Here is a 13,155-nt window from a genome sequence, read left to right as displayed (position 1 = left end):
AAAAAGGGGACTTTGATGAATTTAGCCCCCTTTCTAAGAGGGATTGGGGGGAGATGAAAATAATATGATACACAATGAGGGACTTTTCAAACGTCCTCTAAGAAAATACTGACTCCTGAATTATTACTTTTTTATTTACCATAAAGTTTGATGAAAAAATATCGCTTGTTTGCATTTATCAGTGCTGTTTGTATTACCTTATCTATTCTCTATTCTGTTGTTGGAGTTTCCCAAACGACTAAACCTTATGTGCAACTTTCTACCAATCCTGCTTTAGGAAAAATTTTACCATTTGAAGCCCAAACAGAAAAAGAACAATCTCCTGTTAAATTGACGTTGCAAGCGATGGATGCTGCTAGTAAACCTCTTAAAAATGCCCTGATTAATTTAGAAATTTTGACACCACAACGTAATCCTTTATTAACAACGGATTTTCCTATTGTTGAAGAAACTACATTGTTGGAAATCGAAGCAAAAGTACCTGATGGTAAATTAGAAATTCAGCAAATTTTTCCTATTCGTGGGAAGTATCAATTAAAAGTAAATGTTTCACCTTTAGTTGCAAATACTTTTGTTTCCTATCAGCAAACTTTAGATTTAAATGTTAGGGAAAATCCAGTCAAATATAAATATTTTGCTGTAATTGCAGCTATTTTGTTGTCACTGGGATTGCTAGGTGGTTGGGTGATTGGGGGACAAGAAGAACTGCAACAAGGAGAAATTGCGCCGCAGTCAGTGCGTTTGTTGTTAAGTGCATTGACAATGGTGGCTATAGTGACTTTATTGTTTATTAATGTAACTGCGGAAGTGGCGGAAGCTCACGGTAACGGACACTCTCATAATAAGGAAGTTGCCGCACCTTCAGTTGAAAAATCTCAGGGTATGGAAGTTAGTTTAGAGGGAGATAAAACCGCAACTGTCGGCAGACTCGCTAACTTGGAAGTAAAAGTAAAAGATAGCACTACAGGAGAACCTATCCCAGATGTGAGATTGCAAGTTAAAGCGATCGCACTCGAAGATAATTTAACAGTCTTTGCCTACAATGGCGTTACCAACAAAGAAGGTAAATTAAGATGGATGTCACAGTTTTTTGATGGCGCACCTCATAAAATCGAGGTAGAAGTAATGCCTTCAGCAGATTCTCAAAAGCCATTTACACCGATAAAAGTAGCGCAGGAAGTCGAAGTGGATGCGATCGCACCACCAATATACATCCGATTAATTGGTTTATTCTACTTTACGGCAATTGTCGGAATTGGCATGGTGATTGGGTTGTTAATACAGCAGAGAAGAGAATTTCTAAAGTCTTAGAGGTTGTTTGAAAAATTGGAAAATGTATCAAGTAGTAAGACAAAATTAAATTCACTCATGAAGTGAAGGAACTTTTAATAAAGTGTCAAAACTCCTAAATCTGAATTTTCAGTAAAAGCTTGGATATCTTCCTTGCACCATCAGCATTTGTCTTTCTCTATCAGCCGCATAACTAAGACAAGCTAAAATATCTTCTTGTGTCAAATAAGGAAAATCATAAAGTATTTCTTCATAAGTCATACCAGAAGCAAGATATGATAAAACATCATATACAGTCATTCGCATCCCTCGAATACAAGGTTTACCTCCTCTTTTTCCTGGTTCGATGGTAATAATATTTTGATATTGCATATTCATATTAGTTACAGGTTGCTTGGTTTTTATATTTTAATGTTAGCAAGTTCAAGCGATCGCTCCTTTTTATTTTGTACAAAGTCACAAAGGCATACATAATACATGATTATTTAAGCGTGTATACTTGATTTAAAGACGGGGTAACTCAAATTAACTACAAATTGCATAGCGTAGACAATTATAGTTTCAGTTGATATACTTAGAAGTAAGAATTTTTTTGAGCAAAATAATTACGAAGAGATTTAATCACGACTAGCAATCGCTTTATCAAGACAGGATGAATTATAAACTGTATTTGGATTCACAGCTATAATTCCCTTAGATGTATAACGAATAAAACCAAATGTCCGAAAATGTCACCCTCCAACTACCAGAAACACTGATTCAAAAAGCCAAAGAAATTGCTGCTTTCAGCCATCGCCGCCTTGAAGATGTATTATTAGAATGGATTGACCGTGCCAGCAATGAATTACCTGTAGAATCACTACCAGATGAACAGATTTTGTCCTTGTGCGATTTGCAAATGGAAACTGAGCAACAAGAAGTTTTTAGTGATCTTTTAGCACGTCAGCAAGAAGGACAGCTAAATGATATAGAAAATAGCCAACTAGACGAAATTATGAAGGTTTACAGACGTGGTTTAGTACGTAAAGCCAAAGCCTTAAAAGTGGCTGTTGAACGTGGTTTAATACCTGCAATTAATTAACATTCATGGCTCGTTTTTACATTCCTGTTGAAATAGAACGTCGCGTTCGTAAAGATGCTCAAAATCTTTGTGGTTATTGTTTAAGCCCTCAACATTTAGTAATGGCACGTTTGGAAATTGAACATATTATTTCCATAGCTAAAGGTGTTAATAATAATGAATAAATTTCATGTTTAGCTTGTCTTATTTGAAATATATATAAAAGTTATGAAATTAAATCTCAATTTTAAAGAGATGCCATTTTTACCATATAATCAGCGGAAAAATTTACCAGCCAAACCTGGTATTTATTATGTCGGTAATAGTGATTCTCCAGTAATGTATGTTGGATTTTCCCATAATTTGAGAAGTCGTCATATTAATCATCATCGCCAATCAGAGTTTGAAGTAATTGAAAAGGCTGTGATACGTTATCGAGTTGTCACCGAAGATTTATTAAATAGAATTTATAATCTTACAGAAAGTCTGAGGAGACTAGAAAAGCAAGCTATTAAATATTATCAGCCAGAGCTTAATAGAAAAGCTGTCCCTATTCAGCCTAAATTATCACTTGGAGGGGTTTATATTCAAACTCATCAACTTACAATGGCAGGATATTGTTCACATTTCGATGTGCAAGACGGAGAAGAATTAGCAATTAATACGAGCCAGAGTAAACTATCTTTTATAACTAGAGCTATTGAAAACAAGCGTCCTATTTTTTTGATAGCATCTGGAAATTATCAAGATTATAAGAGTTTAGATTATGATAATCTATATGAATTAGATACCTATAAACATGAAAAAATTTATCTTTTAATTAGTCGATTTATTCCTTATGGATATGAAATTGATCACAGTTACGAACGTAGTTATATTGTATATGGTGGTAATTCTAAAATATTTATTAAACCCTACGTTATTCTTAACGATCAACCAGGATTTCAAGAGTTTAAGAAAAGTTATTTAACAGTAGGATTTGGATTTACTAATTGTGAAAAGTCTCCATTCGCTCAATATTTATTAAAGTTAGGTGGCTTTCAATTACTTTAAACCATACTCAAAATATTGAATCAGTTAGAAATATGAGATTATGTTATAAAGCTTTACAAAAGTTAACAATACAAAAACAAATATATCATTTGCAGTATTTTATTTAAAACAAATCCATCTTTAGTAATACTAAAATATGCCCTGATAGGGCATTGTAAAATAAGTGAAACTATGGTTTTCTGATTAAATTGATGAACGTAGTTATATTACTTAAGTTAGTGTAAAGAAAACACGAAAACAGGGATTTTCATGCATATACCAGATGGATTTATTTCAGTTCCTGTAGCAGGGGCTACCAGTTTAGCAAGTGCGGCAGCTTTATTTGTGGCCTTTGGGCGATCGCAAGAAGCCTATGGAATTCGCCGCGCTCCCATACTTGGTTTAACCACAGCCTTTATTTTTGCTGCCCAGATGATTAACTTTCCCGTAGCGGGAGGAACCAGTGGACATCTATTAGGAGGCACTTTAGCCGCCATTATTTTAGGTAGTCCTTGGGCAGGGATGTTGTGTATTGCCACGGTGTTAATTATACAAGCAGTATTATTTGCTGATGGTGGGATTACCGCTTTAGGCTCGAATATTTTGAACATGGCAGTTATTGGCGTTTGGGTAGGCTGGGGATTAACCCAAACCTTACAACGGCTATTTGGGGGTTCCAAAGGGCGTTTACCCCTAGCCGCTGGGATTGCATCTGCTTTCGGTGTCGTTGTCGCCGCGATCGCTTGTGCCATTGAATTAGCCCTTTCTGGAACAGCACCAGTCAACATAGTTTTACCCACCATGACAGGTGTACATATTTTGATTGGAATTGGTGAAGGGTTGATTACAGGGGGTGTGCTGACTTACCTAGCCACCGCCAGACCAGATTTGTTACCAGGAGAGGAAGAGAAATTTAAAGGCTGGTTAGTACCCATCGTCAGTATTATTCTAGTTGCAGGTGTGTTATCGCTGTTTGCTTCCGCATGGCCTGATGGATTAGAAAAAGTTGCCGAAAATGTCGGCTTTATCAACTTAGCTGAGAATGTGCGAGTAATTGTACCCACACCCTTAGCTGACTATGGGATTAATGGTTTGGGAGCAATCGGTAATAGTATTGCTGGTTTGCTAGGGGCAACGGCTTGTTTTGGGGTGGCTTTTGGAATTGCCAAAGTCATGAAACCGAAGAATGCTTAAACTTTCTTTGCCTTTACGGTTACAACTATCTTTAGTAATTGTGATTGGGGCAGCTTTTTTAAAGCATTCTGCTTGGTCTAGCTTAATGGTGTATGGTGCGATCGCACTTTTGTGGATGTGGCTATTGCGTGTCCCCATTCGTAAATTAGGCGGTTTGCTAGGTACAGAATTAATCTTTCTGTCATTGATGGCTTTACCCTTGGGATGGGAGCGAGCTAGTTTTTTGCTCGTGCGATCGCTAATCTGTTTAATTACCATGAATAGCTTTTTGCTCACCTTACCCCCCCACAGCTTTGGCATCGCCCTCAAAGGACTACCTCTGCCATTACCATTAAAGGAAAATTTACTCCTAGCAGGGCAATATTTAGAAATTTTGCTCTCAGAAGTAGTGAGAATGCAACGTAGCGCCCAATTACGAGGTCTTAATGGGGCAACCGACTGGATACGTTATGCTAGTGGTGCAATGATTGGGGCTTTATATCTCCGTACCCTGGAAAGGGCAGAGCGAGTTTACGCCGCAATGGTCACTCGTGGTTATCATGGGCAACTGCCTATAGATTCCACCCTCAGACCAAAAGAACGTCTTACAGTATTAGCAGCTGGAGCGATCGCTACTTGTATAACTCTCAGTTCTTATCTTCAGAGTTTTACTCATAATTTGTGAGTAAAAGAGCAGTTGTGAATCTTGAATTGTGAATTTTGACATCTTTAACATCTCATCCCCAAACTTCTATCTCTCATCCTCATACTGCTGTAGTTGAGGTACAGAGCCTGGTTTATGCCTATTCCCAGCAGGAACCAGTATTAAAAGAAATTTCCTTTAAACTAAATTCAGGCGATCGCGTCGCTTTAATGGGTGCTACCGGCTCCGGCAAAAGCACCCTCCTAGAAAACCTCATCGGCTTAAAACATCCCCAAAGTGGCACAATTTTCATCAACGGCATTCCCGTAGAACCAAAAACCCTACCCCAAATCAGGAAGCAAATCGGCTTTACCTTCCAAGATGCCAACGACCAACTATTTATGCCCACCATCTTAGAAGATGTCACCTTTGGCCCTCGTAACTACGGTGTCTCACCAGCAACAGCAATTGATCAAGCACTGCAATTATTAGCTGATTTTGGACTAGAAGAATACGCCCACCGTTCAGCCCATGAACTATCAGGAGGACAAAGACGTTTAGCAGCCCTAGCATCAATATTAGCCCTAGAGCCAGCAATTCTCATCCTAGATGAACCAACTACGGGACTTGATCCCTCATGGCGACGGCATTTAGCCCAAGTATTATTAAAATTGCCAGTTCAGGTCATGTTAATTGCCTCCCATGACCTACATTGGTTAGGCAGAGTCACACAACGTGCTTTAGTCCTCTCTGCTGGACAAATTCAAATAGACAGCCCTATTCAGCCACTTTTGCAAGACGGAAAAACCTTAGACCAGTTAGGTTTACCAGTAGATTGGTAATTCGTAATTCGTAAAATAAGTAGTCGGACTAAATTAAATTCATTACTGGAGAGAGGGAACTCGTTCCTAATCTCCGACTAGGAATGCTATCAAGAGGTTCTGCCTCTCCTTTCATTAATAGCACTTCGTTATAAGCGCCATTATCTCGTTTATCTCGTTCCTAGTCTCTGACTAGGAATGCTATCACAGAGGCTCCGCCTCTACTGTCATTAAGATAGCGCAGCGAATTCATTCCCGAATGAAACCCAGTTTTTACAAGGCTTTTAAGGTAAGTTGACACCAATAGGTTTCCCTGCCCTCGATTGTATTACATCCGACCGAAAACTTTTGTTTACTCAAATTGCGAATTGATTATTTACTTACACCACAACTACTAAATTATTCGGTACTATTAATAGGATTTTACTGCTGCTGGATATTAATGTTCATTCTACGTAAATATACCATTATCACTTCCCTTAGTCTGAGTATTTCTTTATTGGTAACTAGTTGTAACGAGACTAAAGTTTCCCAGTGTCAACGATTGATTAAAGTCGTTAATCAAGGAACATCTCTGATTGATAACAATAAAGGAAAACAGGTAACAACCAGCTTGCAATTATCCAGAGATTTGCAAACCGTTACCAAGTCGATTCAAGAACTTAAATTAGCAGATCCCAAACTCCAGGAATTTCAAAGTAGTTTTGTCAAAGTTTTTGATAACCTCAGTCAAGGAATTTCTAAAGCAGCTAAGGCTCTTGGTGCAGCTAAAGTGGCAAAACCATCAACAGAAGGTAGAGAAAAAATCCAAAAAGCTAGAACAGACATTGACTCCACACTCACCGTCGCAGCCACAACCGCTGGTAAACAATCAGATACATTCGGGAATCAGTTGAATGAGTACTGTAGTCAATCGAAATAGACATCTCTGATCAAGTAGAGACATTCCATAGAATGTCTCTACAAGGATTCCAAAACAAGCATACTCTAATAGGACTTATTAACCGATTCTAGATTAATCAAACTTATTGCATATGAAATCAGAATTACTTGAATTAATAGCCATTGTAACCCAAGTATTACAAACCAATATGCGTTGGATGACTTGGAATTTATTTCTGGCTTTTATCCCCTTGGCTTTGAGTATTTGGCTATTTCGCACTAAAATTAGACGTTCTTGGGTTTGGTGGCTAGGATTTCTAGCTTTTTATGCTTTTTTACCAAATGCGCCTTATTTATTGACTGATGTCATTCACTTAATAGATGATATCCGTCAGATTCCATCTGTGTGGATAATTACATTAGTATTAATACCCGTTTATCTAATAGTAATTCTCGGTGGATTTGAAGCTTATGTAATCTCCCTCATCAATTTAGGTTACTATTTGCACCGCATTGGTAAAAGTAAATGGATTTTTGGTGTTGAATTAATTACTCATGCTTTGTCTGCTATTGGTATTTATTGGGGCAGGTTTTTGCGTTTCAACAGTTGGGATTTTATTACTCAACCAGATGCCATAATCACTAAAGGTGTGGAGGAACTTTTTGGTAAACAGCCTTTCGTGATTATTAATGTCACCTTTGTTATTCTTTTCGGGCTGTATTGGATTATGAAACGAGTAACTTTAGGTTTTGTGAATAAAGATGCCAATTCACCACCAGGTAATCCTCACATCTCCAAGGCAGGATAATTAACAGGTTGATTTACAACTCATGCCGATTCTATCTCAAGAAAGGAATTAGATTTTCTAATTTCTTATCCAAGGTTGCCATTAATTTGATGTCTAATAAAATACTTTAAAACTGGACTTTGTAAAAACAAACCTAATAAATCCATATTTGTACTATCAACTACTTTATGGATTATTTTTTCAGCTATAAAATATATTTCTAACTAGTTCGTAATAACAGGCAAATACTTTTTAAGGGTTTTGAAGCTTTAGCTACAGCACCTAGTTTTTTAATTAATCGTCAGAAGTTAATTAAAATTCTAAAAAGAATATTTACCTAAAAAAGTTAATTTTACAGGCTATTTTTCACATTCTTAGGTATTTATATGGCTTACAACTCAGAAGAAATGCAACAGATTCTGGAAGTAGCTTTTGCCCGTCAGCAACAGGGAGAATTTACACGGGAGCAAATTATAGAAATAGCATCAGAACTGGGACTTTCATCAGCTTCACTACAAGCTGCGGAACAAGAATGGTTAACAAGGGAAATAGAAGTGAAAAAACAACATAAATCTAAAGCCCAAGAACGTAAGGAATTTAAATCACATCTGGTTGCTTTTATTGGGGTAAATGGATTTTTGATTTTGTTAAACTTGTTGGTAAGTCCTTCATATTTCTGGGCAATTTTTCCTCTTTTGGGATGGGGATTAGGTTTATTTTTTCATGCGATAAAGACTTATGTAATTGAGTCTTGATAAATAGGATATTTAGAAAATAAAAATATCCAATCTGAATTTATGCAATGCTTATCCAGTTTTTATAGTAAGTAGGTGGGCGTAAATAAACCTAACCCACCATTACTAAATATTAATTAGGGGTAGTTATCAAACTACCCCTAATTACCCTCTTATTTAAGATTTACTTACAGAACCCTGTTCGGGATTTATAATTACTCGGCTATATTAACAATTTCAGAACTCGCTAATGTTGGTGTTGTGGAGATTTGCGAGTACAAGTTTGTTGGTTGTTGATGAGCAAAAACTGGTAAAGCTTGACGAGCATGAGCAGCAACTTCGACTGTTTTCACATCATAAGCTTGTGTAGCTAACTTAGGATAGAAACCAATGCTGATGATAGGAAGCAATAAACAAGCGGTGATGAATAATTCACGAGGTTTAACATCAGATACTACAGCATCTAAATGTAACTCTTGGCTTTGCTCACCGTAGAACACTTGACGCAACATGGAAAGTAAATAAATGGGAGTGAGAATTACTCCAACTGCTGATAAGAAGATGATGACAATTTTGAAGCTAGAACTGTAAACATCACTGGTACCAATACCCAAGAATATCATTAATTCACCGACGAAGCCACTCATGCCGGGTAAAGCTAGAGAAGCCATTGAAGCGATAGTAAATAGTGCGAAGGTTCGGGGCATTACCTTAGCCATGCCGCCCATTTTATCCATCATTAAGGTGTGGGTACGTTCGTAAGTCACACCAGATAAAAAGAACAAACTAGCTGCAATTAAACCGTGAGAAACCATCTGTAATACAGCACCGCTGATACCGATTTCTGTGTAAGAAGCAATCCCAATCAATACAAACCCCATGTGGGCAATTGAAGAGTAAGCCAAGCGGCGTTTGAGGTTGGTTTGAGCAAAGGCGCAACAAGCACCATAAACTATATTGACTACTCCTAAAACTGCTAAGACTGGAGCAAAAACAGCGTGGGCATCTGTTAACATTTCTACGTTGAAGCGGATAAGTGCATAACCACCCATCTTCAATAACACACCTGCCAAAATCATGGAACCAGGAGCAGATGCTTCACCGTGAGCATCAGGCAACCATGTATGGAAGGGGAAAATTGGTAGTTTTACACCGTAAGCAATTAAAAATCCTGCATATAGTGCGAGTTCTAAAGCTTGGGGATATTCTTTCATTCCCAATGCTGTCATGTTGAAGGTGAAGTTATCACCATAGAATGCCATTGCAAAACCAGCTACCAGAATAAATATAGATGCTGCGGCGGTATAAATAATGAATTTGGTAGCTGCGTAGCGGCGGTTTTTTCCTCCCCAAATGGAAATTAGTAAGTAAACGGGTACTAACTCGATTTCCCACATTAAGAAGAACATTAGCAAGTCTTGGGCGAGAAATACGCCTAATTGGGCGCTGTACATCACCAACATCAAGGCATAAAATAATCGCGGCTTGTTGTCTACTTTCCAAGCCGCGAATACTGCGAGAGTGTTGATTAAGCCTGTTAAAAGTATTAGGGGCATTGACAAACCATCAACCCCAACAGCCCAGTTAAAACCAATCTGGGGTATCCAAGCATAGTTTTCTGTCAGTTGCAGGGCTGAACTTTGGAAGTCGTAGCTCTGCCAGAAGGCAAAAATCATTAAGGCAAAGTCTGCAAATGCTACTCCTAACCCATACCAGCGAACGGTTTTGCCGTCTTTATCGGGAATGAAGGGAATGGCTAGGGTGGCGACTAAAGGCAGAAAAATTATGGCTGACAACCAAGGAAGTTCTATCGCATTCATCACTTCTGACAATATATTTTTGGTTTCGCTTTTGATTACATTATATTAAGGAATCGTTACTTTTGTAAACGACTTTGGCCTTAATATTTAGTGTTTTGGGCATTTTTAGTAATAAATACTTACTAAAATAGGCTCGTGTCCATTCTAAAAGCAAAGTTTTGTAACGTCAACAAAAAAATGGCAACTGATGTTGCCGTCTTGAGTTATAATTTCGATTTTTAATATTGGGTTTACATTTCTACACAATTGCTTGCCATATCTTTACACAATGCGGTTGACAATATTCCATACTTCACCATCAGAACGGACGTAGGGAACGGAGATAGTTTTAAATCCAGTGATGAAGGGTTTGTAGTAAACTTGCCAATACATGGGACTAAGTTCATCAGCACAAGCTTTAAGGAATTTAATTTCGGTGGCGAGTTCCTGTGCAAGTTCATTCACACGCTGGGCGTGAACTTGAGCGACTTTTTTGGCTTCTTCTAGCTGCTCTTGCTGTTGAGAGATACGAATAGATAGGGCTGAACGCCTGCTTAGATAGCCTTGTTTCTGTTGTGCCTCTTTTTCTAAAAATGTGATACTTCCGGTGAGTGCTGCGATCGCATCATCAATGCCTTTGAGTTCAGCCGACAATTGCACATTTTCTCTAGCTTGACGACGGTAAGCCTCAACTATCGCCTGGGGTGAATCATTTTCACCAGACTCTATTTTATTATTAGTCAGTGTATTGCGTTCTTGCTGAAGCGCCTGAATTTGCGAGTTAAGTTCTTTTATCTGTACCTGCATTTGCTGCATATCCATATATATATTTTGGTAATTGGTAATTGGTAATTGGTAATTGGGGAGAAGAGTATTTATAGCGGTTCTCGGTTGAGTGAGATACAAGAACCCCACCCCCAACCCCCTCCCCGCAAGCGATGAGGGGGCTATGATGTATTTCATTCAAATGCATACCGCTATATCTTTCTTCTGCTCCCTGCCCCCTGCCCCCTGCTACAAAATTGTTGCCCCTTGGGTATCGAGGGGGAGCGATCGCACAATAGATGTAATTCCCGCTTGCTGCCAAGCATTTAACATGGCTGTTCCCACTGTTTTCGCCTCAGTTGCATCTGCTAAAGCTAAGAGTGTGGGGCCTGCGCCACTAATCACCATGCCATAAGCACCAGCAGCTACAGCAGCAGTATTCACGGCATCGTAACCAGGAATTAAAGCTTGTCGATAAGGTTGATGTAACTTATCTTGTAAAGCTGCTTTTAACCATGCTTCGCGGTTAGTTGCCAACCCACGCAACAATAAACCAAAATGAGCAATATTAAAAATCGCATCTGCACGACTGACTTCTGTGGGTAAAACTCGCCGTGCTTCGGAAGTGGATAACTCAAAATCAGGAATTGCCACTACTGGTACTATATGCCGATGCCAGGTAATATCACAAATTTCCCAACCTTTTGGACTAGTAGCAGCCAGACGACATCCCCCTAATAAAGCTGGTACTACATTATCAGGATGTCCTTCCATTGCGATCGCAAGTTCCATTACCTGCAACTCAGACAAAGGTGAACCAGCTAGTTGATTAGCAGCAACCAAACCCCCAACAATTGCCGTCGCCGAACTCCCTAAACCCCTAGCCAAAGGTACACCCAACTTAATTTCAATTTTCACGGGTGGCGGTGTCTGTTCTATATATTGATATAACTTGACAAACGCCTGATAGAGCAAGTTACTCTCATCAGTTTGCACCTTTTCGGCTTCAGCACCAGAAACTTCAATAATTAGCCCACCAGCATCAAGGCGAGTGAACTTGACTTCGTTATACAGCTTTAATGCAGCACCAATGCAGTCAAAACCAGGCCCCAAATTAGCAGTTGTGGCGGGAACTTTAACAGTAACAGTAGAAACCAAAGACATTTATTTGTAAATACTCACCAATCGATTAACCAGCATCTCATGTTAAGGGTTCAGTTGTTGCTAAAACTGACATTGGCGGAGAATAAAAATTAGCGAACTTACAAGTCAGCGCTTGCGCTATCGCACTTGACAATCAAGATAGTCGCTAGAAGATATGCGATCTGCTTGCAGCAGCGCTTCGCTATCGCCCTTAGATTGAAATAATCTGAATTTCTGTGACTCGGTGCATTGGTTTGGTTGGCTTTTCTGTGGTGATCAGTTGATCGGCTTGAATTTGCAAAGCAGCCGCAACATGAATCGCATCCATCGCAGCTAAACCGTAAGTAGAGGCAATTTGTTGAGCATTTTGGATAATTTGTTCTAAATCTGTCGCCCAGTGAATGACCGCGTTAAAAAAGGTTTCGTAAAATTCTGTTTCGTCTTGTTGCTTGTTAAAAATGGCTTTAGGCAAAACTTCTAACTGAACAAAGCGACTTGAGGCAAATTCCCGATTTTCGTCGTTAAGAATTTGATTTGCTCTGATGCTGACTGACTGCGTACCCTGAAAAGAGGCAATGAGTACACCAGAGTCCAAGTATGTCTTCCTAAGACTCACAGAATCCACCTCGACGTGCAGCCAGTTCCTGTTCAATTTCGTCCTCGTTCAGCAGTCGTAAACCAGTAGCGATCGCTCGTTGTCGGATTTCCCATAATTTTTGGGCTAAGGGGGTTTGTGGTACAAAATCAGATTCGGGAGGTGTTGTTTCTGACTCAGATTTCAGGAGTTCCACAAATTCTAAGACTTTTTTTTGCTTTTCCGGTGTGAGTTCTCGCCAGTTTTCTAGTAGTTCTTCTTCTTTACCCATAAATACCTCACTATTGAATTATATTTCTATTTTAGTGCTAGAAACCTTTACTCTTGGGTTTCTTTTCATCAACCCAATCTACAAAATTAGCTATCGCAGTATTCTTTCTATACTAAAAACGGGTTAAAAGTGTCATTCTGAACGAAGTGAAGAATCTCC

General features: G+C 38.8%; 16 protein-coding genes. 10 read left to right on the top strand and 6 right to left on the bottom strand.

Annotated features, from left to right (window positions below; translation table 11 throughout):
* Positions 1 to 150: 150 nt before the first annotated feature.
* Positions 151 to 1,311: a hypothetical protein gene (locus VB713_RS23375; protein ID WP_323313900.1), complete on the top strand. Its 1,161-nt coding sequence runs from the start codon at positions 151 to 153 to the stop codon at positions 1,309 to 1,311.
* 108 nt (positions 1,312 to 1,419) lie between these two features.
* Here VB713_RS23375 and VB713_RS23370 read toward each other — a convergent pair whose 3' ends face one another.
* A complete protein-coding gene (locus VB713_RS23370; protein WP_323313899.1) occupies positions 1,420 to 1,662 on the bottom strand; it encodes a DUF433 domain-containing protein in 243 nt (80 codons plus the stop codon).
* A gap of 346 nt (positions 1,663 to 2,008) precedes the next feature.
* Here VB713_RS23370 and VB713_RS23365 point away from each other — a divergent pair, with 346 nt between their 5' ends.
* The 9 genes from VB713_RS23365 (at position 2,009) to VB713_RS23325 (ending at position 8,444) form a co-directional block, all read left to right on the top strand.
* Positions 2,009 to 2,371: a hypothetical protein gene (locus VB713_RS23365; protein WP_323313898.1), complete on the top strand. Its 363-nt coding sequence runs from the start codon at positions 2,009 to 2,011 to the stop codon at positions 2,369 to 2,371.
* A gap of 5 nt (positions 2,372 to 2,376) precedes the next feature.
* Positions 2,377 to 2,535 (top strand): HNH endonuclease, encoded by a 159-nt coding sequence (locus VB713_RS23360; RefSeq protein WP_323313897.1) that lies wholly within the window; start codon positions 2,377 to 2,379, stop codon positions 2,533 to 2,535.
* 43 nt (positions 2,536 to 2,578) lie between these two features.
* Positions 2,579 to 3,403: a hypothetical protein gene (locus tag VB713_RS23355; RefSeq protein WP_323313896.1), complete on the top strand. Its 825-nt coding sequence runs from the start codon at positions 2,579 to 2,581 to the stop codon at positions 3,401 to 3,403.
* Positions 3,404 to 3,652: 249 nt separating this feature from the next.
* Positions 3,653 to 4,576 (top strand): energy-coupling factor ABC transporter permease, encoded by a 924-nt coding sequence (locus tag VB713_RS23350; protein WP_323313895.1) that lies wholly within the window; start codon positions 3,653 to 3,655, stop codon positions 4,574 to 4,576.
* A complete protein-coding gene (locus VB713_RS23345) occupies positions 4,569 to 5,240 on the top strand; it encodes an energy-coupling factor transporter transmembrane protein EcfT (RefSeq protein WP_323313894.1) in 672 nt (223 codons plus the stop codon). The genes VB713_RS23350 and VB713_RS23345 overlap by 8 nt, the downstream gene beginning before the upstream one ends.
* A 35-nt stretch (positions 5,241 to 5,275) precedes the next feature.
* A complete protein-coding gene (locus VB713_RS23340) occupies positions 5,276 to 6,040 on the top strand; it encodes an ABC transporter ATP-binding protein (RefSeq protein WP_323313893.1) in 765 nt (254 codons plus the stop codon).
* 421 nt (positions 6,041 to 6,461) lie between these two features.
* Positions 6,462 to 6,941 carry a hypothetical protein gene (locus VB713_RS23335; RefSeq protein WP_323313892.1) on the top strand — a complete coding sequence of 160 codons (480 nt, stop codon included), beginning with the start codon at positions 6,462 to 6,464 and terminating at the stop codon, positions 6,939 to 6,941.
* Positions 6,942 to 7,053: 112 nt separating this feature from the next.
* Positions 7,054 to 7,710, top strand: a complete 657-nt coding sequence (locus VB713_RS23330) for a DUF1361 domain-containing protein (protein WP_323313891.1) — start codon at positions 7,054 to 7,056, stop codon at positions 7,708 to 7,710.
* Positions 7,711 to 8,075: 365 nt separating this feature from the next.
* Positions 8,076 to 8,444: a 2TM domain-containing protein gene (locus VB713_RS23325; protein WP_323313890.1), complete on the top strand. Its 369-nt coding sequence runs from the start codon at positions 8,076 to 8,078 to the stop codon at positions 8,442 to 8,444.
* A gap of 194 nt (positions 8,445 to 8,638) precedes the next feature.
* Here VB713_RS23325 and VB713_RS23320 read toward each other — a convergent pair whose 3' ends face one another.
* The 5 genes from VB713_RS23320 to VB713_RS23300 all read right to left on the bottom strand — a co-directional run bounded on the left by VB713_RS23320 (position 8,639) and on the right by VB713_RS23300 (position 12,996).
* Entirely contained in the window at positions 8,639 to 10,243 is a 1,605-nt protein-coding gene (locus VB713_RS23320; protein ID WP_323313889.1) for an NAD(P)H-quinone oxidoreductase subunit 4, read from the bottom strand.
* Between the two features lie 261 nt (positions 10,244 to 10,504).
* Positions 10,505 to 11,038 (bottom strand): hypothetical protein, encoded by a 534-nt coding sequence (locus VB713_RS23315; protein ID WP_323313929.1) that lies wholly within the window; start codon positions 11,036 to 11,038, stop codon positions 10,505 to 10,507.
* A gap of 198 nt (positions 11,039 to 11,236) precedes the next feature.
* Positions 11,237 to 12,151 carry a homoserine kinase gene (gene thrB, locus VB713_RS23310; protein ID WP_323313888.1) on the bottom strand — a complete coding sequence of 305 codons (915 nt, stop codon included), beginning with the start codon at positions 12,149 to 12,151 and terminating at the stop codon, positions 11,237 to 11,239.
* A 190-nt stretch (positions 12,152 to 12,341) separates the two neighbouring features.
* Positions 12,342 to 12,746 carry a type II toxin-antitoxin system VapC family toxin gene (locus VB713_RS23305; protein WP_323313887.1) on the bottom strand — a complete coding sequence of 135 codons (405 nt, stop codon included), beginning with the start codon at positions 12,744 to 12,746 and terminating at the stop codon, positions 12,342 to 12,344.
* Complete coding sequence (locus VB713_RS23300; RefSeq protein WP_127056394.1) at positions 12,736 to 12,996, bottom strand: hypothetical protein; 261 nt, start codon at positions 12,994 to 12,996, stop codon at positions 12,736 to 12,738. The genes VB713_RS23305 and VB713_RS23300 overlap by 11 nt, the downstream gene beginning before the upstream one ends.
* Positions 12,997 to 13,155: the final 159 nt, after the last annotated feature.

The sequence above is a fragment of the Anabaena cylindrica UHCC 0172 genome (genome assembly GCF_034931625.1).
Lineage (GTDB): Bacteria > Cyanobacteriota > Cyanobacteriia > Cyanobacteriales > Nostocaceae > Anabaena > Anabaena cylindrica_A.
The sequence above is the reverse complement of the archived record's forward strand: the minus strand, read 5'-3'. Positions and strand labels throughout refer to the sequence as shown.

What these genes read in the sequence shown, in the direction of transcription:
- VB713_RS23375 (WP_323313900.1), top strand. Translation starts at nt 151, where the DNA reads ATGAAAAAATATCGCTTGTTTGCATTTATCAGTGCTGTTTGTATTACC.
- VB713_RS23370 (WP_323313899.1), bottom strand. Translation starts at nt 1,662, where the DNA reads ATGCAATATCAAAATATTATTACCATCGAACCAGGAAAAAGAGGAGGT.
- VB713_RS23365 (WP_323313898.1), top strand. Translation starts at nt 2,009, where the DNA reads ATGTCCGAAAATGTCACCCTCCAACTACCAGAAACACTGATTCAAAAA.
- VB713_RS23360 (WP_323313897.1), top strand. Translation starts at nt 2,377, where the DNA reads ATGGCTCGTTTTTACATTCCTGTTGAAATAGAACGTCGCGTTCGTAAA.
- VB713_RS23355 (WP_323313896.1), top strand. Translation starts at nt 2,579, where the DNA reads ATGAAATTAAATCTCAATTTTAAAGAGATGCCATTTTTACCATATAAT.
- VB713_RS23350 (WP_323313895.1), top strand. Translation starts at nt 3,653, where the DNA reads ATGCATATACCAGATGGATTTATTTCAGTTCCTGTAGCAGGGGCTACC.
- VB713_RS23345 (WP_323313894.1), top strand. Translation starts at nt 4,569, where the DNA reads ATGCTTAAACTTTCTTTGCCTTTACGGTTACAACTATCTTTAGTAATT.
- VB713_RS23335 (WP_323313892.1), top strand. Translation starts at nt 6,462, where the DNA reads ATGTTCATTCTACGTAAATATACCATTATCACTTCCCTTAGTCTGAGT.
- VB713_RS23330 (WP_323313891.1), top strand. Translation starts at nt 7,054, where the DNA reads ATGAAATCAGAATTACTTGAATTAATAGCCATTGTAACCCAAGTATTA.
- VB713_RS23325 (WP_323313890.1), top strand. Translation starts at nt 8,076, where the DNA reads ATGGCTTACAACTCAGAAGAAATGCAACAGATTCTGGAAGTAGCTTTT.
- VB713_RS23320 (WP_323313889.1), bottom strand. Translation starts at nt 10,243, where the DNA reads ATGAATGCGATAGAACTTCCTTGGTTGTCAGCCATAATTTTTCTGCCT.
- VB713_RS23315 (WP_323313929.1), bottom strand. Translation starts at nt 11,038, where the DNA reads ATGCAGCAAATGCAGGTACAGATAAAAGAACTTAACTCGCAAATTCAG.
- thrB (WP_323313888.1), bottom strand. Translation starts at nt 12,151, where the DNA reads ATGTCTTTGGTTTCTACTGTTACTGTTAAAGTTCCCGCCACAACTGCT.
- VB713_RS23300 (WP_127056394.1), bottom strand. Translation starts at nt 12,996, where the DNA reads ATGGGTAAAGAAGAAGAACTACTAGAAAACTGGCGAGAACTCACACCG.